Annotated in this window: 15 protein-coding genes and 1 pseudogene; 11 read left to right on the forward strand and 5 right to left on the reverse strand. The window is 64.4% G+C overall.

The window, feature by feature from the left end; all coding sequences use genetic code 11:
* Positions 1 to 30 precede the first annotated feature (30 nt).
* From OUO20_RS01050 to OUO20_RS01070, 5 genes and pseudogenes are all read left to right on the forward strand, one after another.
* Complete coding sequence (locus OUO20_RS01050) at positions 31 to 2,067, forward strand: ABC transporter ATP-binding protein (RefSeq protein WP_326498086.1); 2,037 nt, start codon at positions 31 to 33, stop codon at positions 2,065 to 2,067.
* Between the two features lie 110 nt (positions 2,068 to 2,177).
* Positions 2,178 to 2,594 carry an acyl-CoA thioesterase gene (locus tag OUO20_RS01055; protein WP_268003354.1) on the forward strand — a complete coding sequence of 139 codons (417 nt, stop codon included), beginning with the start codon at positions 2,178 to 2,180 and terminating at the stop codon, positions 2,592 to 2,594.
* A gap of 83 nt (positions 2,595 to 2,677) precedes the next feature.
* Positions 2,678 to 2,935, forward strand: a complete 258-nt coding sequence (locus OUO20_RS01060) for a membrane protein (RefSeq protein WP_026265820.1) — start codon at positions 2,678 to 2,680, stop codon at positions 2,933 to 2,935.
* Positions 2,936 to 3,005: 70 nt separating this feature from the next.
* The gene (locus OUO20_RS01065) at positions 3,006 to 5,237 is read left to right on the forward strand and encodes an McrB family protein (RefSeq protein WP_268002643.1); all 2,232 of its coding nucleotides are present in this window, start codon (positions 3,006 to 3,008) and stop codon (positions 5,235 to 5,237) included.
* Positions 5,224 to 6,476 (forward strand): annotated as a pseudogene (locus OUO20_RS01070) (5-methylcytosine restriction system specificity protein McrC). The gene OUO20_RS01065 and the pseudogene OUO20_RS01070 overlap by 14 nt, the downstream one beginning before the upstream one ends.
* Positions 6,477 to 6,494: 18 nt before the next feature.
* Here OUO20_RS01070 and OUO20_RS01075 read toward each other — a convergent pair.
* Positions 6,495 to 8,150, reverse strand: coding sequence for a sensor histidine kinase (locus OUO20_RS01075; protein WP_268002644.1), 1,656 nt, complete (start codon positions 8,148 to 8,150; stop codon positions 6,495 to 6,497).
* Between the two features lie 94 nt (positions 8,151 to 8,244).
* Here OUO20_RS01075 and OUO20_RS01080 point away from each other — a divergent pair, with 94 nt between their 5' ends.
* Entirely contained in the window at positions 8,245 to 9,009 is a 765-nt protein-coding gene (locus OUO20_RS01080) for a response regulator transcription factor (RefSeq protein ID WP_186447835.1), read from the forward strand.
* On the opposite strand, the gene OUO20_RS01085 is transcribed toward OUO20_RS01080, so the two are convergent.
* Positions 8,982 to 9,392, reverse strand: coding sequence for an Hpt domain-containing protein (locus OUO20_RS01085; RefSeq protein WP_134165613.1), 411 nt, complete (start codon positions 9,390 to 9,392; stop codon positions 8,982 to 8,984). The two genes, OUO20_RS01080 and OUO20_RS01085, sit on opposite strands and share 28 nt — an antisense overlap.
* A 228-nt stretch (positions 9,393 to 9,620) precedes the next feature.
* On the opposite strand from OUO20_RS01085, the gene OUO20_RS01090 reads away from it, so the two are divergent.
* Positions 9,621 to 10,862 carry a glycosyl hydrolase gene (locus tag OUO20_RS01090; RefSeq protein ID WP_134165612.1) on the forward strand — a complete coding sequence of 414 codons (1,242 nt, stop codon included), beginning with the start codon at positions 9,621 to 9,623 and terminating at the stop codon, positions 10,860 to 10,862.
* 129 nt (positions 10,863 to 10,991) lie between these two features.
* Here OUO20_RS01090 and OUO20_RS01095 read toward each other — a convergent pair whose 3' ends face one another.
* Positions 10,992 to 11,435 (reverse strand): very short patch repair endonuclease, encoded by a 444-nt coding sequence (locus OUO20_RS01095; RefSeq protein WP_018769616.1) that lies wholly within the window; start codon positions 11,433 to 11,435, stop codon positions 10,992 to 10,994.
* Positions 11,436 to 11,454: 19 nt separating this feature from the next.
* Positions 11,455 to 11,889, reverse strand: a complete 435-nt coding sequence (locus OUO20_RS01100; RefSeq protein WP_026265824.1) for a pyridoxamine 5'-phosphate oxidase family protein — start codon at positions 11,887 to 11,889, stop codon at positions 11,455 to 11,457.
* A gap of 184 nt (positions 11,890 to 12,073) precedes the next feature.
* Between OUO20_RS01100 and OUO20_RS01105 the strand changes: the two genes are divergently transcribed.
* The 4 genes from OUO20_RS01105 (at position 12,074) to OUO20_RS01120 (ending at position 16,808) form a co-directional block, all read left to right on the forward strand.
* Positions 12,074 to 13,801 (forward strand): purine-cytosine permease family protein, encoded by a 1,728-nt coding sequence (locus OUO20_RS01105; RefSeq protein WP_268002645.1) that lies wholly within the window; start codon positions 12,074 to 12,076, stop codon positions 13,799 to 13,801.
* 209 nt (positions 13,802 to 14,010) lie between these two features.
* Positions 14,011 to 14,667, forward strand: coding sequence for a DUF6318 family protein (locus tag OUO20_RS01110; protein WP_081620202.1), 657 nt, complete (start codon positions 14,011 to 14,013; stop codon positions 14,665 to 14,667).
* Positions 14,668 to 14,828: 161 nt separating this feature from the next.
* Positions 14,829 to 15,617 (forward strand): PKD domain-containing protein, encoded by a 789-nt coding sequence (locus OUO20_RS01115; RefSeq protein WP_268002646.1) that lies wholly within the window; start codon positions 14,829 to 14,831, stop codon positions 15,615 to 15,617.
* A 120-nt stretch (positions 15,618 to 15,737) separates the two neighbouring features.
* Positions 15,738 to 16,808, forward strand: a complete 1,071-nt coding sequence (locus OUO20_RS01120; protein WP_268002647.1) for an alkene reductase — start codon at positions 15,738 to 15,740, stop codon at positions 16,806 to 16,808.
* Positions 16,809 to 17,059: 251 nt separating this feature from the next.
* Here OUO20_RS01120 and OUO20_RS01125 read toward each other — a convergent pair whose 3' ends face one another.
* Positions 17,060 to 17,377 (reverse strand): hypothetical protein, encoded by a 318-nt coding sequence (locus tag OUO20_RS01125; RefSeq protein ID WP_018769621.1) that lies wholly within the window; start codon positions 17,375 to 17,377, stop codon positions 17,060 to 17,062.
* Between the last annotated feature and the right edge of the window lie 69 nt (positions 17,378 to 17,446).

Genomic DNA, 17,446 nt, shown 5'->3' on the forward strand with positions numbered 1-17,446 from the left:
AAGGACTCCAGTCCCGTGGAAGAGACGCCAATGTCCGTCCAGCCGCCCGCGGGGGAGGCACAACCGGGCGCAGGGCAGCCGGAGGATGACGACTACGTCGAAGAGGAGTTCCAGCCCACCGAAGCCGACGGCGGCATGTTCGGTGCCATGCCGGCCAAGAAAGCCGAGCATTTCTGGCCGTCTGCCAAACGTCTCATGGGGCTGCTGAAGCCCGAAGCGCTGGGCATATATGCCGTGGTGGGCCTGGTGGTCATCTCCGTGGTCCTCAACGTCATCGCCCCCAAGATCCTGGGCCAGGCCATGGACGTGATCTTCGCCGGGGTGGTTGGCAAACAACTTCCCGCCGGGGCCAGCAAGGAGCAGTTCGTTGCCGGCCTGCGGCAGCAGGGGCAGGACAACTTTGCGGACATGGTGGCCCGCATGGAACTTGTGCCCGGCACCGGCATCAACTTCGACAAGCTCACCATGCTCATCGCCATCGTGCTGCTCATGTACTTCGTGGCGAACATCTTCATGTGGCTGCAGGGGTACGTGCTGAACCGGATCGTCATGAAGGTCATCCGGCGGCTGCGCGATGACACCGAGGCCAAGCTGAACCGGCTTCCCCTGAACTACTTCGACACCCGGCAGCGCGGCGACGTGCTGTCCCGGGTGACCAACGACGTCGACAACATCCAGCAGGCACTCCAGCAGGCCTTCGCCCAACTGGTCAATTCCGTGCTGAGCGTGGTGGGCATCGTGATCATGATGTTCATCGTCTCCTGGCAGTTGGCCCTGATTGCCCTGATCGCGCTTCCGCTGTCCGGGGTGGCCGCTGGCCTGATCGGAGTCCGGAGCCAGAAGCTCTTTGCTGCCCAGTGGAAGAACACCGGGTCATTGAACGGCCAGATCGAGGAGTCCTTTTCCGGGCACGACCTGGTCCGCGTCTTCGGCCGCGATGCGGACATGCTGGCCCGGTTCGAGGAACGCAACGAGGCCCTTTACAAGGCAAGCTTTGGGGCGCAGTTCGTGTCCGGAATCATCTTCCCCGTCATGCAGTTCGTCTCCTACTTGAGCTACGTGGGCATCGCAGTGGTGGGCGGCCTGCGGGTGGCATCCGGCGCCATGTCCCTGGGTGATGCCACCGCGTTCATCCAGTACTCCCGTGAGTTCACCCAGCCCCTGGGCCAGATGGCGGGCATGGCCAACATGCTGCAGTCCGGCGTGGCATCCTCCGAGCGCGTCTTCGAATTCCTGGACGCCGACGAACAGGACGCCGAGACCGCCACCGAACACCTGCCGCCGAAGACCGACGGGCATGTGGACTTCCGGAACGTCACCTTCAGCTACACCCCGGACAAGCCGCTCATCGAGAACCTGTCCTTCACGGCAGAGCCCGGCAACACAGTGGCGATTGTGGGGCCCACGGGCGCCGGCAAGACCACGCTGGTGAACCTGGTTATGCGGTTCTACGAGCTCAACGCCGGCTCCATCATGCTCGACGGCGTGGACATTACGCACCTCAGCCGCTCCGAGCTGCGCTCCAAAGTGGGTATGGTCCTCCAGGACGCGTGGCTGTTCGGCGGCTCCATCTACGACAACATCCGCTACGGCAACCTCAACGCCACGCACGAGCAGGTGATGGCCGCCGCGAAGGCCACCTTCGTGGACCGCTTCGTGCGGGCGCTGCCCGAGGGCTACAACACCGTGATTGACGAGGAGGGCAACAACGTCAGCGCCGGCGAGAAACAGCTCATCACCATCGCCCGTGCTTTCGTGGCGAACCCCTCGCTGCTGATCCTGGACGAGGCCACCAGTTCCGTGGACACCCGCACCGAACTCCTGGTGCAGAAGGCCATGGCCGCGTTGCGCTCGGACCGCACGAGCTTCGTCATCGCCCACCGGCTCTCCACCATCCGCGATGCCGATACCATCCTGGTCATGGAAAACGGACAAATCGTGGAACAGGGCAACCACCAGCTGCTGCTCGATGCCCGGGGCGCCTACCACCGCCTCTACATGTCACAGTTCGCGGGTGCAGATGCCGGAGAAGTACCGGTGGACGATTCGACGGCGGTGCGCAGCTGAGCGCCCAGCAGGCCGAGGCAGCCCAGCAGCTGCAGCGGCAGGAAGACGGACGGGAGGCCGCGGAAGGGGCCGGGCCGGACGGCGGTAAGCGCATTGAGGTCCTGGTGCCGATGCGCTGGGGAGACATGGACGCCTACGGCCATATCAACAATGTCCAGATCGTCAGGATGCTGGAGGAGGCAAGGATCGCCGCCTTCGGGCCGCCCCGGGGCGCGGGTCTGCCCGGTGTGGAGCCGCCGGTATCGCTGTTCAACGACGTTCCGGCCGGAACCATGGCGCTGGTGGTGGATCACAGGATCCGCTACGTCCGGACGCTGGAGTACCGCAACATTCCGGCGGTGGTGCAGCTCTGGATCGGCGCCGTCAAGGGAGCCAGCTTCGATATCCACTACCTGCTCCAGGACCCCGTCACCCGCGAGGACTGCGTGAAGGCGAGCAGCCACCTGGCGTTCGTGGACGAAACGACCGGCCGGGTGCAGAGACTCAGCCAGGAACAAAAGGAACGGATGGCCCCCTACAGGCAGTAAGCCTCTGGACAGGGCCGGTCTGGACACACTGGACTGGAACAACCAGCGAACGGTGAAAGGAAGCCCCGATGGCTAAAAACAAGATGGCCAAGAACAAGACCCATGGCCGCCGGAACAAGAAGACATGGAAGGAAATGTCCCCATCCGGCAGGGCGGGCATCATCCTTACCGCGATCATGCAGGTGTCCCTGCTGGTTGCCGCCCAACGGGACATCTCGCGCAGGCCCGCCGAGCTGATTAACGGCCCAAAGGCTGTTTGGCGGGCGGCCTCGTTCATCAATTTCATCGGCCCCATGGGGTACTTCGTCTTCGGCAGGAAGCGGCCCGCCACCGGCATTTAGCCCGGCATGGCGGATGGGCGGCCGGACGGTTTGGAGCGGCCGCCCAGCTTGACCCTGTAAATTTGGAGGCATGACCCCCACTGCCACTGTTGCCATGACCCGCGCCCTCGGCATCTCCAAGGAGATCGAGGATGCGGCGTGGTTCGTGCTGGGGCCCGGTCTCCAAGGCAAGGCTTCACCCCTGGACGGCCGCACCCGGACCTGGTCGGTTCCGGCGGCCGCGGAGTTGCTCGACCGCCTGGACCGGGGCATCGCCGACTCCAAGGCCCCGATGATGACCAACCTCCGCGAGAACCTGGAGGGCGCCACCCGCGGGGCCAAGCAGTTGGCCGTGGAGCTGCTGTTCCTGCAGTCGCTTCCGCTGGCCCACGAAGTGAAGTCGTTGAAGGTCAAGCGCGCCCGCGTGGCCGAGGCCGCGGGCTGGCTTGAGCCGCCGCTGGAGCTTCCCGAGGAGCTGTACGCCGGCATGACGGACCACGGCGTGATCCGCGACCGGACCGCCGAATTCAACTGGACCATCTGGGACCACCTGAAGTGGCTGTGCCGGTTTGTGCAGAACGTTGCGCAGCGGCCGGCAAGCGTGGTGCAGGCGGCCATCAAGGACCCCGTGCAGTTCCACCGCCTCGCTGCATCAACTCCCGACGATCAGCCCGCCATCCGCCGCAGCATTGAGTTCCTGGCCTGGCCCAGCTACTTCGAGCCGGTGGTGGCGGACGTGGAGCGGCAGGAAATCCGGGACGCGTTCGCGTCGCTGGTGGGCGGGGCCAACGGCGACAGCGAAGAGGACATCACGGCGGACATCCACCGCATCCGGCTGCACCTGGACGATCAGGCGGGCCAGCGCACGGACTGGTACTCCCGCCAGCTGGTCAGCCAGTGGCGCAAAGTGGGCGACCCCGGCCGGCGGGCCTGGCTGCTCCGCACGCACAGCGACCACGCCGAGCTGCTCACGGCCTGGCACGGCGAGGAAAAGGTGACCCTCGACGTCGAACATCTCCGGCACCTGGACCCCGGCGTCACCGCCGGCCTGGTCCAGCACGCCGTGGACGAGGACTACAAACACCTTGGCTACGTGGAACGCGAGGACACCAAGACTGCGGTGTTTGCCTTCCTGACCGTCATGAAACCGGGTGACCTGGTGCTCTACCAGCACGCCGGAACTGTCCGGCTGGGCGGCGTGCTGGGGGAGCCCGAGTACAACGACGACAACCGCCGGCTGCGGCGTAAGGTGCGCTGGTTCGACGACGGGCACACCACCACCAGCCTTCCCCGGCACGTCCAGCGCCAGCTCGCCACCCCCGGCATCGTGGTGGACGTGACCCGGGTGGTCCAGGCGCTGCAGGCGCTGCTGCCTGCCGAGGCGGAAACCGAGCCCGACGGCGACACTGACGGTGCCGCCGTCGTCCAGCCTGTCCAGGAGGGCTTCCGCCCGCTGACGCAGGAATTCGCGGCGTCGCTGCACATGGAGCTGGAACCGCTCCAGGAGATCGCGGACCTGCTGGAGGAGAACCGCCAGCTGGTCCTCTACGGCCCTCCGGGCACCGGCAAGACCTACCTGGCCAAGCACCTCGCCGCCGAGCTGGCGGACGACACCACCGACGAGCGCGTCAAGCTGGTCCAGTTCCACCCGTCCTATGCCTACGAGGACTTCTTCGAGGGCTACCGGCCGGACAAGACGGACGAGGGCCAGGTGTCCTTCAAGCTGGTGGCTGGCCCGCTGCGCCGCCTGGCCGAGGAAGCCGCCAAGCCCGGGAACGAGAAGAAGCCGTACTTCCTGATCATCGATGAGATGAACCGCGCCAACCTGGCCAAGGTGTTCGGCGAGCTGTACTTCCTGCTGGAATACCGCGACGACCGGATCTACCTGCAGTACAGCCCCAACGAACCGTTCACGCTGCCGGACAACCTCTACATCATCGGCACCATGAACACTGCGGACCGCTCCATCGCCATGATGGACGCAGCCATCCGCCGCCGGTTCTCCTTCATTGAGCTGCACCCGCAGACCGAGCCGGTCAAGGGCTCCCTGCTCCGGTTCCTGCAGGCCCGGCAGCTGGACACCACCCCGGCGCTGCTGCTGGATGCGCTGAACGGTGCCATCGACGAGTGGGACCGGGACCTGATGATCGGGCCGTCCTACTTCATGAAGCCGGCGGCCCAAACCCCGGCCGGGCTCCGCCGGATCTGGAAGTATGAGCTGATGCCGCTGCTGCAGGAGCACTACCACGGCCAGCTCACGCGGGCGCAGCTGGAGGAGCGCTTCGGGCTGGACCAGCTGCTGGGACGCGTTGCAGCGCGCTGATCCCCGGGCGTCCGTGCGGCACCTGGTCCTGGACGAGCTGTCAGGCGGCCTGGTGGAACGGCTGGACGCGCCAAGTGCTTCCTTCCTGAACTCCAGCGGGCTGGCCAAGGCATCCCCCATGGGCATGGGGCTGTACCGGATTGAACCGGTGGGCAAGGTGGGCTCCGTCCGGACCCCCACGCTCCAGCTGGACGTCCGGCCCAAGGACAGGCTGGGGCTCAGCCGGCTCCTCTTCCTCCTCAGCTATGCGGGGGATCAGGGCTTCCGGCCGGACCTGGTGGCCGCTGACGAGGACCGGGACCTGTGGAGCGCCCTGGCCGAGTCGCTGGCGCAGCTGGCCGAAGGGGCCCTGGGCCGTGGTGTCCTGCAGGGCTACCTCACCGTGGACGAGTCGCTGCGGACGGTCAAGGGACGCATCCGGATTTCGGACCAGATCTCCCGCCGTCCCGGAATGCTGGTTCCCCTGGAGGTCTCGTACGACGAGTTCACCGAGGACATCGCGGAAAACCGGATCCTGCGCGCTGCGCTGGAGCGGATGGGGCAGGTGCCGGGGGTACGGCCGGAGGTGCTGGGCCGGCTGCGGCAGCTGAAGGGAAAGCTCGACGCCGTCACGCGCCTTCCGTCCGGGGCGCCGGTGCCGCCGTGGAAGCCCACCAGGATGAACCTGCGCTACCACGCCGTGCTGCGCCTGGCGGAGCTGATCCTGCGCAACGCGTCCGCGGAAGCGGGGAGGGCAGGCAGCGGACGGCCTCGTTCGTGGTGGACATGGCCCAGGTGTTCGGGGACTTCGTGGGAACCGCACTGCGGGCGGCGATGGCCGCGTATCCGGGGGAGCTTCGGCTGCGGTACAACGCCCTCCTCAGCGAGGCGGTGCGCGACTCGGACCGCCTGTCCGTGCGCCCGGATGCTGTCCACCTGCTGGGTGGGCAGCCGGTGGTGGCGTATAACGCCAAGTACCGGGCCGCGTCGGACGCCGGTGCGTCCCTCACCGCAGACCATTACCAGATGCTGGCGCACTGCACGGCGCTGGCCGTACCCACCGCCTGGCTCGTCTATGCCGGCAAGGGCGAAATGAAACTCCGCCGCATCCTTAACACCGATATCGACATCGTGGAGTTCCCGCTGGATCTCAGCCAGCCGCCGTCGGCCATCCTTGCCTCCGTCAGGGACCTCGCCCGCCAGTCCTGGGGCGAGGTGGTTTCCCACCCGCGTCCTGCCCCCGCAGGCCCCGCCAGGTAACCCCGCGGGCGCGGGCCGCTACACCGGCACCCGGAACATGAAGGTGGTCCCTTCGCCCAGCGTGCTGTCGACGCCGATGGTGCCGCCATGTGCCTCGACGATCGCCTTGCTGATGGGCAGGCCCAGGCCCACGCCGGGGATGGCGGTGCGGCGGACGCTGCTGGTGCGGAAGAACTTGGCGAACACTTCGGAGGCGTCCTCCGGGCTCATCCCCATGCCGGTGTCGGTGACGCGGCAGGCCACGTGGCCGTCCTCCTGCGCCAGCGACACCACCACCTCGCCGCCGTCCGGTGAGTACTTGATGGCATTGGACACCAGGTTGTCCAGGACCTGCGAGATCCGGGCGCTGTCCACGTGAGCTTCCAGGCGCTCCGGGGTTTCGGCCCGCAGTTCGACGCCGGCGGCGGCGGCCCGCGGCATCGCGGAGGAGACGCTGCTGCGCACGAGTTCGGCCACATCGACGGCGTGGGGCGTGACGATCAACTGGCCGTTCCTGCTGGACAGCAGATCCGACACCAGGGTCAGGAGCCGCTCGGAGTTCCGGCGGATGATCTCCAGCATCTCGCGCTGCGGCCCTTCCAGCTCATCGGCCAGCAGGATCTCCACGTACCCGAGGATGGAGGTCAATGGCGTGCGGAATTCGTGGGAGACGCTGGAGACGAAGTCGTCCTTGGCGGTGAGCGCGTTCACCAGGTCCGTGACGTCGCTGAAGACGATGACGGAGCCGCCGAGGTTGCCATCGGAATCCTTCATGGCGCGTGCCGTCGTGACAAAGGCCCGCTGTTCTTTCCCCTCGCCCAGCCAGACGAGGTAATCGGTGAAGGTTTCCCCCAGGACGGCCCGGCGGACCGGCCGCTCCTCCACGGCGACCAGCGTCTTGCGGTCAGGGCCGAAGACCAGCAGCTGTGGCTCGTTGGGGTCCGCGATATTCTTTGGCCTGGCCAGTTCATGGTTGGCGCGCTGTTTCCGGTTCATCAGGACGTCGTGGCCGTCGGCGTCGACGGCAAGGACGCCCAGGTGCACGGTTTCCAGCACGGTGTTTAACAGGGCCTCCTGGCGCTTGCTGATGCGCAGGTTGGCCCGCAGCTGCTCGTCTTTCTCCTCCAGCTGCGTCTGCTGGCGCATCATGCTCAGGGTCAGGACGCTCACTGAGACGCCGATGCCCAGCATCATGACCGGCAGCAGGAGCGACCGGGCAAAGTCCTGTGGCGTGTAGTTTCCCTTCAGGAGCAACGGCACCCAGATAATGGCCAGCGGTCCCAGGAAGGAGAGCCACAAGGCGGCCCGCGGGTAGTAGCCCGACGCGCAGAGCCAGATGACCGGGAACACGGCCAGCAGGCTGATACCCGCGAGGCTTTCCTGTCCGCCCTCCCGGCCGGCGGCGATCGAGATGAAGTCCAGCAGCGGGATGGCCAGGAAGCTGGTGTAGGGCAGCCGCTCCCATGGGATGAGGTAGCACAGCGCCATGATCGCCAGCTGGGAGATGAGGAACGTGACGAAAAGGGGGTTGTCCATGGTGTCCGGGAAGAACGCCCAGACCAGCAGGGCCGTCAGGATGGTGGTCACGAACAACGGCATCTGGCTCATGGCCACCCGGTCCGTCAGCCGGTACTCGTGAAAGGGCCGCTTGAAAAACCGCAGCCGTCCGGAGGACCAGGCTGTGGGGTCGCTCATGGGGTGGAAGACGCGGATGTGGGGGTTTGCAGGGCCATACCAGCAGGATATCCGCAGCCAGCTATACTTCTGACGTTGGCACTGAGGGGGCTCTATGAGTGAGGCACGTGTGGGTCTGGTCATCGAGGATGACCACGACATTCGGGAACTGGTTCGCACTGTGCTGACCCAGGCTGGATTCGACGTCTCGGTCGCCAGCGGCGGCGCGGAGGGCGTCCTGATGGCAAAGAGCCTGAATCCTGACGTCATCACCCTGGACCTGGGGTTGCCGGACATCGACGGATTCGAGGTGTCGCGGCAGATCCGCGAGTTTTCGGATGCCTACATCGTGATGCTCACGGCCCGCACCGAGGAACTGGACACCCTGATCGGGCTCGAGTCGGGTGCGGACGACTACCTCACCAAACCGTTCCGGCCGCGCGAATTGCGCGCCCGCGTCGCGGCCATGATGCGGCGGCCACGCTCCGTTCCCGAGCCCGGCGAGGTAACGGTGGATGCTTCCCAAGACGGAACTGCCCACCCCGAGCGTGGAAACTTCAGCCACAACGGGCTGGAGCTCAGCTACGCGTCCCGCACGGTGGCCGTCGACGGCAAAGAGATGAACCTGACCCGCACGGAGTTCGAACTCCTGTACGCGCTCCTGGAAGCCGGCCGGACGGTCCGGACCAAGTCCGACCTGGTGCGCAGGCTTCGGGATGAGGATTACGACGTCGGCAGTTACATCAGCGAGGCCGACGAACGTTCCGTCGAGGTCCACATGGGAAACCTTCGCAAAAAGTTGGGCGACTCGCCGCAGCAGCCGCGGTGGCTGCAAACAGTCCGCGGAGTGGGTTACCGATTGGCGCCCGGGCAGCACTGAGCCTGCAGCCGGTGCGTGGTTTGCCTGCTGCACTGGGTGATGGGCCGCAGGTACGCGGCTGCCAGCCTGGGCAATGCCACCGTCATGTCAGCGTGTCGCGCCTGGGCCCGGATCTCGTTCTCCAGTTCCAGGGCAAGCCCCGCCAGCCGCTCGGCTCCAACCATCTGGCTTGAAGTCTTCAAGCTGAGGACGGCATCCATCGATCCGTCGAGGTCTCCGGTGGTCAGGGCAAGCCGCAAACGGGCCAGCCGTTGTGGCAGGTACTCGATGAAGTTCCCCACGAAGACCCTGCTGTAGCCTTCTTCCTCCTCAAGCTCTTCCCGCAGCCGGTCCAGGACGGACTGGTCTACCAGCGGCCTGGGCGCATCATCTGAAGTGCTCATGACACTCCTTTCTGCTGGAATTGCTGACTCGGAAAACAGGGTGGTAATGCGGAGGTGCTTCGTCTTTTTTCAGGTTAGGACCGTTCCCTTTACCTTGCAGAAGACTCGGCAAGAATTGTGGTTTTCTTGATGGGAGTGCGGTTTGCTGCCCATAGGATCAAGGCCAGTGCTTTCCGCATTGACGTCAACAGCGGCCCAAAACCGCCTTCAATCTGGGGATAGATTGCCGTGTTCCGAACGCTCAGGACCTTATTTGCCGCGCTCTTAATCGTGGCTGGTTTGGCCGTGTCCATAATCCAGCCGGCCAGCGCAGCCACTTCACCTCAAGTTACGCTCAACCCGGCTTCCGGTCCGGCCGGTTCCGCGGTGACCGTTACCGGAACAGGGTTCAAGGTCTCCACTACCGGGACAGTGATTGTGGGTTCCACGACCTTCGCGTTCCAGACCACATCGACGGGTGCTTTCAGTACGGGGATAACCATTCCAGCGGCGTCAACCGGAAACGTCACCATCACTGCCAAGACCTCGTCCATCAAGGCTTCCGCGATTTTCGTGGTTCAGGCTGCCCCGGCTCCATCACCAGCGCCTGCCCCGCAGGCGCCCACAGTCAGCACGGCTCCCTTGCGCTTCGGAGTGGCAACCGCCGGGGGAGCGCTGGCCGGCACCGAGCTTGACGAGGTGGCCACCCTGGCAGGGGAAAGTCCCTCGATGGTCATGATCTACAAGGATTTCCTGCAGTCGCCGCCAATCGCCGAGATGGATGCGGTGCGCTCGCGGGGTGCCACGCCCCTGGTGACCTGGGAGCCGTGGGCTTGGGGCGGCGGGGTGGAACAGCCGGCCTATTCGCTTGACCGGGTGGCTGCCGGTGACTTCGACGCACATATCACCCAGTGGGGCCAGTCGCTGGCGGCCTGGGGCAAGCCGGTCATGCTGCGCTTTGCGCACGAGATGAACGGCAATTGGTATCCGTGGGCCGAGGGCGTCAACGGCAACCAGCCCGGAGACTATGTGGCCGCTTGGCGTCATGTGCACGACGTTGTCGCCGCGACGGGTGCCGCCAATGTCCAGTGGGTTTGGTCCCCGAACGTGCCCTACTGGGGCTCGACCGACCTGGCCGGCCTGTACCCGGGGGCAGGCTACGTGGACATCGTGGCGCTGGACGGCTACAACTGGGGCACGTCCCAAACCTGGAGCAGCTGGGTTTCCCCGATGGATCTCCTTGGCCCCGGCATCTCCCAGCTCCGCACCCTGGCACCCGGAAAACCCGTCCTGATCGCGGAGACAGCGTCCAGTGAGTTGGGTGGTTCCAAAGCCGCCTGGAACACGGACCTGGTGTCTTATCTGGCCGCGCAGCCGGACGTGATGGGCTTCGTCTGGTTCCATCTGCAGAAGGAAACGGACTGGCGCATCAACAGCAGTGACTCGTCCGCATCCGCCTTCAAGTCCGCCCTGTTGGCCCGGAGAAGCTAGGGGATAGGGAATAGCCGCTCCGAAACTGCCAGTGGCGTGCTGCCTGATCGCGGCAACCCGTTCATCCTGCCCCGCCAGGATCAAGGACAGTGCCGGCAGCGGCTAAAGATTTCCTCAAGAATTCCTGCGTCAGCCGCCGGCGTCCAGGAAGTTCACCAACTGGGTTTCGAGGGCTGAACGGTCCTTCAGCTCGCACTCCCAGACTGTCAGCACTTCCCAGCCGGCGTCTTCCAACTGCCGGCGCTGACCTTCGTCGCGCTCTCGCGTCCGGGTGCGTTTGGCGGCCCAGAACTCGGCGTTGGCTTTCGGAGCGTGCAGGCCCACCCTGCAGTCATGGAAATGCCAGAAGCAGCCGTTGACGAAGATCACCTTGTGCCGGGCGGCGAAGACGAGATCCGGATTTCCCGGCAGTTTGGTGCCGCCGGACCTGCCGTGCAGGCGGTACCGATAGCCCTTGGCGTGCAGCAACCTGCGGACGAGAAGCTCGGGTTTGGTGTTCTTGCCGCGGATCCGGGACATGTTCCAGCTGCGCTGCTCGGGGGTGAGCTTGTCTGCAGTGGACCTGTCCGCCATCCTTCCAGTCTAGGAGCGGTTAGATCTCCCGTTCCGGCTGTTCGCCGAACACGAAGTGCCGGCCACTGACGGACTTCGGTTCGATCTCCACGTAGAAGTCCTTGAGTGTTGGAACCCAGGTCTTCAGGCCAAGCTCCTCAATGGCTGCGAGCTCATCCGAATTGCTGAGCACACGCGCTGTGCCCCTCAGGACAACCGACCAGGCCTCCTGCGAGAGGATGCCGTCGGTCTCGAACAGCACCTGGGCGTTGATGGTCAGTTGCGCGAGTTTGTTTCCCGGCGCCGTGCGCAGGTAGACCTTCCGGTTTGAGGTCACGTAATTCACCGGGAAAATGTCCGGTTCCCCCGCAACAGAAACCACCAGCCGCCCGTGCTGCGTTGCCGCCAGCAGGCGCCAGGACTGCTCGTCATCGAGTTCCAGGACGGGATTGCCGTCCGCGTGTTCAAACATCATGCGGCCATTGTTCTACTCGCAGTAGAAATGCGCCAGAGGCTTTGTACCCATCTCCGCCTGTTTGTGACAGGTCCGTCAAGGCTTAACACTTCCGAAACAGGCTTGTGACCGGACTGTCTTTCCTGCTGGATAGCGTCGCACGCAGGGCCGTGATGGCTAAACGCAAACGAAAGCGACGCACCTAATGGGCAACGACACAGATACAACGCAATTACTGGAACCGGCGGCACCATCCGGTGCCGCCGTCGTCGGACATTCCCCGGCAACCCCGACGGCAGGCAACACTGCGGCGCTGAACGCCACCAAGGAAAGCCTGGAGGACTACACGCTGCGGTTCGCGCCGCGCTCCTACCGCAAGTGGAGTGCAGGAGTGGTGGCAACGAGCGCGCTGGGCGGCATCGCCTACCTGGCGGACTTCTCGATCGGCGCGAACATCGGGATCTCGTACGGCACTGTCAACGCGATCCTGGGGATCCTGGTGGCAGCCGTCGTCATCTTCGCCACCGGATTCCCCTTGGCCTACTACGCGGCCCGGTACAACATCGACCTGGACCTGATCACCCGCGGTTCCGGCTTTGGCTACTACGGATCGGTGGTCACGAACGTTATTTTCGCGACCTTCACCTTCATCTTCTTTGCGCTGGAGGGCTCCATCATGGCGCAGGGCCTGGAGCTCGGGCTCGGCGTCCCGCAGTGGCTGGGGTATGCCGCCTCCACCGTGATCATCATCCCGCTGGTGATTTATGGGATGAACACCCTGGCCAAACTTCAGGTGTGGACCACTCCGCTGTGGCTGCTGCTGATGGTGGTTCCCGTGGGCTACCTGCTGATGTCCCATCCGGAGAGCATCGACAGCTTCTTCGCGTACGCGGGTGCGTCCGGCGATGGCGGACCGAACCTGGCGTCCGTGATGCTCGCAGCCGGAGTGTGCCTGTCCCTGATGGCGCAGATCGCCGAGCAGATCGACTACCTCCGGTTCATGCCGCCGCGTACCGAGGCCAACAAGGGAGCCTGGTGGCGTGCGGTGATCCTTGCCGGTCCGGGCTGGGTGATCTTTGGGGCGATCAAGCAGATTGTGGGACTGTTTATCGCCATCTACCTGATCGCCACACTGGACCCCGCCGCCTCTGCCACGGCCAATGAGCCCGTGCACCAGTTCCTGGGCGTCTACCAGGAGATGATGCCGGCCTGGCTGGCCATGACGCTGGCCGTGGTGCTGGTGGTCATCTCGCAGATTAAGATCAACGTCACGAACGCTTATTCGGGCTCCCTGGCGTGGACCAACTCGTTCACGCGCATCACTAAGACGTACCCGGGCCGGATGGTGTTCGTCGTGGTGAACCTGCTGATTGCGCTGGTTCTGATGGAAGCGAACATGTTCGATTTCCTCAATACCATCCTCGGTTTCTACGCCAACTGCGCCATGGCCTGGGTGGTCACGGTGGCGTCCGATATCGCCATCAACAAGTACCTGCTGAAGATCTCGCCGAAGGTGCCGGAGTTCCGCCGCGGCATGCTGTACGCCGTGAACCCGGTCGGATTCGTGTCCATGCTGGTGTCCGCAGGAATTTCCATTGCCGTGTTCTTTGGTGCGTTCGGTGCCGCAATCCAGCCGTACTCGCCCATTTTCGCGGTTGGCCTGGCGCTGGTCCTGCCGCCGGTTCTCGCTGTGCTGACCCGCGGCAGGTTTTATCTTCGCCGCACCGAAGACGGCATTGATCTGCCCATGTTCGACGCCGAGGGGAACCCGAGCGACGCCAAGCTCCTGTGCCACGTGACGGGATTGGAATTCGAGCGGCCGGACATGGTGCGTTCCGCGCAGGACGCTCCCGACGGCGGTATCCAGTACGTTTCTTCGCTCGCCTTGTCGACGGACAAGACAGGGGAGTTGGTGCTCCCGGCCGGAAAATAGGCGCTTTAGTTCTGGCGGTCATTACAAAAGGAAGCCGGTGCACGTGGTGTGCCGGCTTCCTTTATGACTTCTTCTGTCGCATTCCGGATGGTAGAAACGGAACCGGGTCCGCCTGTGGATAAGTTCGGTCGCCGAATTGTGACGTGGGCTACCCTTAACTCACTGTCCGGAGCAAGCCGTCTTGAAATTTACTGGGGGTACAGCGGCCCATGACATCACAGAACTTCTTTACGTCCCGCGCTGTGCGGTCCGGGGCAGCAGCCCTTGTTATTGGTCTTTCACTGGCTCTGTCCGGCTGCAATTCCGGGGGCTCTCCGGGGCCGGGCGGCACTTCGTCGCCCGTGGCGGCCGAGACGCCCACAGCCAGCACCACGCCGACTCCCACCCCCACACCCAGCGCCGTCTATAAGCCAGCCGACGCGTCCGGCCCCGCCCAAAACGTGCCGGTTCCCGTGTTGCCGGAAGTAGCCAAGACGGAAACGAAAGAAGGGGCAGAGGCATTTACTAAGTATTGGTTCTCCGTCCTGAGCTATGCATATGAGACGGGTGACACTGTTGCTCTATCGAAGCTTTCCAAAGCTGAATGCACCTTCTGTCGGGGTCTCGTTGACGATATCGAAGCTGCTTGGGCTGAAGGTAAGTGGATTTCTGGCGGCCAAATAGAAGTTCCGGTTGCTACCGCCAAGCCTTCCACCAACGGCTCTATGCAGGTGGTTCTACAAGTACTTCAGAAAGAACTGGCTATCCATAACCACGACGGAAGCCTCTATCAAGAGAAGACAGCCGCAACAAATGCGGGAAGCGTCGCGATGGTGAAGTTCGCCGACGCAGCATGGGTGGTCAACGACCTTGGGCTGACCCGATAGCCATGGCCTACCTAGGCAAGGCCCTCGCAGTCCTCGCCTGCTGTGTGGTGCTTTTGATTACGTCTTTTTTGACTGCCTATGCAGAAGACACTTCGGACTCGAAGCCACGGATCGGCGGGGGCTTTGTGAACACCGGAGTTCGCGTAGGGGCTGATAATTGGGTGCCTGACCCCGGTACTGGCGAATTTAGTCGTGCTGAACCTGGGACTGTAAGCACCGACCCCAACGAGTACAAGTACGAGCTCCAATGCCACCTCGGCGGAGGAGACTTTGACACCCCTTGCCTTGCCCGCCAGCTCGACTGCAAGGACCGGGAGGACGGTGCCAAGGGCATTCCGGTCGTGTGGTTGTCGCGGCCGCGGGGCGTGCCCGGCGCGGTTTGGGCGCATCACTCAGGACCCACCTGCCTTTACGACCCGAAGCCCGAGGACCTCCTGCCCCGGATCGCCGCCGACATCCAGCGCCAGTTCCAGAACCTGCCGGTCAACGCCGGGAAGGTTGTGGGGCAGCCCAGCCCCAATACCCTCCGGGGCGCGGAGACGAACTTTTACGCGGAAGCCATTGAACAGCAGTTCGACATCACCATGTTCGGCCAACAGGTACACGTGGTGGCGACACCCGTCCAATACACCTGGAACTACGGGGACGGCACAATTTTCGGCCCCCAGCCGTCAATGGGCGGCGCCTTGCCGCAGGACAGGTGGGGCGAGAAGACCCGGACCAGCCACGCCTACGCATCCACCGGCGATTTCCAGGTGGTGCTGACAACCTCGTTCCAAGGCACCTATTCGGTGAACTCCGGTCCACCCCTTCCGATACCCGGCCAGGGCCAGTTCAGCGCGCCCCCGCAAGGGATCAGCGTCTGGCGCTCGCTCACCCGCAACTACGCCGACGACTGCAACGCCAATCCCCAGGGGCAGGGCTGTCCGGGTGCCGGAGCGCCACGGTAGGTTCAAAAGCAGGGCAGAACTGGCTGTGATCCCCATCGCACCAGCGAAAGTCCGGAATAGTTGCACGCGCCCCACAGTTGGCAAAGGCAGTACGTCTTCAGCCTTCGAAAGGAACTGCGCATGCTGTTTTCCCCACTCACCCTCGGCGAACTTGAACTTCCCAACCGGCTGGTGATGGCACCCCTGACCCGCCTCCGCGCCGGCCAGGAAGGCATCCCGGGCCCGCTCGTCGTCGAGCACTACCGCCAGCGCGCGTCCCTTGGCCTCATCGTCAGCGAGGGCACCTACCCCACCCCCGCAGGACAGGCCTATCCCGGCCAGCCGGGCATCGTCACCCAGGAGCAGGTTGCAGGGTGGAAAAAGGTTACGGATGCCGTCCACGCCGAAGGCGGGCGCATGTTCGCCCAGATCATGCACGGCGGCCGGGTTTCGCACCCTGACATCACCGGCGGTCTGCACATCGTCGCCCCCAGTGCCGTAGCGATTGACGGCGACGTCCGGACGCCGGCCGGCAAGAAGCCCTACCAGGTGCCGCAGGCACTGACCACCGACGAACTCCCCGTCGTCATCCAGGAGATCGTCAACGCCTCCCTGAACGCAATTGAGGCAGGGTTCGACGGTGTGGAACTGCACTCGGCCAACGGTTACCTCCTGCACGAGTTCCTAGCGCCGAATTCCAACATCCGGACCGACAGCTACGGCGGATCACCCGAGAACCGCGCCCGTTTTGTGATCGAAACGGTCAACGCAGTGGTTGCCGCCCTCGGCGCGAACCGGGTGGGCCTGCGCATTTCCCCGGAGCACAACGTCCAGGGCATTGCCGAGACCGACGCCGCGGATGTTCGTGCTACGTACGAAGTCCTCGTGGACAGCATTGCGCCGCTCAACCTCGCCTACCTGAGCATCCTGCACCACGAACCTGCCGGCGAACTTGTCCAGGACCTTCGCGTACGCTTCGGCGGCACCTTCCTGGTGAACACAGGCTTCGGCGTGGTCACCACCCGGGAAGAAGCCGTGAGCCTGGTGGCTGAGGGCCATGCGGACGCCGTGGTGGTGGGCCGCCCCGCGATCGCTAACCCGGACCTTGCCCGCCGCTGGAAGGAAAGCCTTCCGCTGAACGAGCCCGACGCCTCCACCTTCTACGCCGAAGGCGCCACCGGTTACACGGATTACCCGGCCTACCAGGGCTGAGCGGCTTACCAGGGCTGAGCGGCGGATCGGCCGAGTCGAACAAAACGACGACGGCGGCACCCATCATGGGTGCCGCCGTCGTTGGCTGTCTGGGGTGCTGGTCCCGGGCAGCAACACCGGAAGGTCATCCGACGACCTCACGGCTGAAGAATTATGTGGCCCGCCGGACTCCATCGGATGCCGGCGGTGATCAGATGCTACTCCAACGAATGGACTCTTACCAGAGCCAGTTTTGCCGCAAGGAAAAAGCGCTAGAGCACGGCTTCCCGGCCGGTCCCTTCCTTCATCACCAAGCGCCCGTCCTCGATGGACACCAGCACACTCTTGGGCCTGCCGCTGACCTTGGTGATGGCTTTCAGCCCACGGTTGGTGACCTCAACGCCCACCTGGGCACCCTTGGCCGGCAGCTCTACCGAGACCTCTGACGCGATGCCGAGAAGCGGATTCGTGGAAATCCCCACATCCCTGCGCACAGCCTTCCCGTTCACGGTCACGGTGACGTTCGCTTCGTCGAACCCGTCCTGAAACACAACCAGCAATTCCCGCATGGTGGCCTCTTCCTCGAGCATGGGTGCCAGTGATGGCTAGTCCACTACAGCACTTTGCGCGTCCCAGGGGAATACCTGCTTCTCCCTATG

This window comes from Arthrobacter sp. FX8, assembly GCF_026723805.1.
GTDB lineage: Bacteria > Actinomycetota > Actinomycetes > Actinomycetales > Micrococcaceae > Arthrobacter.

Coding starts and splice junctions, on each gene's coding strand:
- OUO20_RS01055 (WP_268003354.1), top strand. CDS start 2,178: ATGCGCTGGGGAGACATGGACGCCTACGGCCATATCAACAATGTCCAG.
- OUO20_RS01095 (WP_018769616.1), bottom strand. CDS start 11,435: ATGGCGGACAGGTCCACTGCAGACAAGCTCACCCCCGAGCAGCGCAGC.
- OUO20_RS01075 (WP_268002644.1), bottom strand. CDS start 8,150: ATGAGCGACCCCACAGCCTGGTCCTCCGGACGGCTGCGGTTTTTCAAG.
- OUO20_RS01050 (WP_326498086.1), top strand. CDS start 31: ATGTCCGTCCAGCCGCCCGCGGGGGAGGCACAACCGGGCGCAGGGCAG.
- OUO20_RS01060 (WP_026265820.1), top strand. CDS start 2,678: ATGGCCAAGAACAAGACCCATGGCCGCCGGAACAAGAAGACATGGAAG.
- OUO20_RS01100 (WP_026265824.1), bottom strand. CDS start 11,889: ATGATGTTTGAACACGCGGACGGCAATCCCGTCCTGGAACTCGATGAC.
- OUO20_RS01065 (WP_268002643.1), top strand. CDS start 3,006: ATGACCCCCACTGCCACTGTTGCCATGACCCGCGCCCTCGGCATCTCC.
- OUO20_RS01080 (WP_186447835.1), top strand. CDS start 8,245: ATGAGTGAGGCACGTGTGGGTCTGGTCATCGAGGATGACCACGACATT.
- OUO20_RS01125 (WP_018769621.1), bottom strand. CDS start 17,377: ATGCTCGAGGAAGAGGCCACCATGCGGGAATTGCTGGTTGTGTTTCAG.
- OUO20_RS01110 (WP_081620202.1), top strand. CDS start 14,011: ATGACATCACAGAACTTCTTTACGTCCCGCGCTGTGCGGTCCGGGGCA.
- OUO20_RS01120 (WP_268002647.1), top strand. CDS start 15,738: ATGCTGTTTTCCCCACTCACCCTCGGCGAACTTGAACTTCCCAACCGG.
- OUO20_RS01085 (WP_134165613.1), bottom strand. CDS start 9,392: ATGAGCACTTCAGATGATGCGCCCAGGCCGCTGGTAGACCAGTCCGTC.
- OUO20_RS01105 (WP_268002645.1), top strand. CDS start 12,074: ATGGGCAACGACACAGATACAACGCAATTACTGGAACCGGCGGCACCA.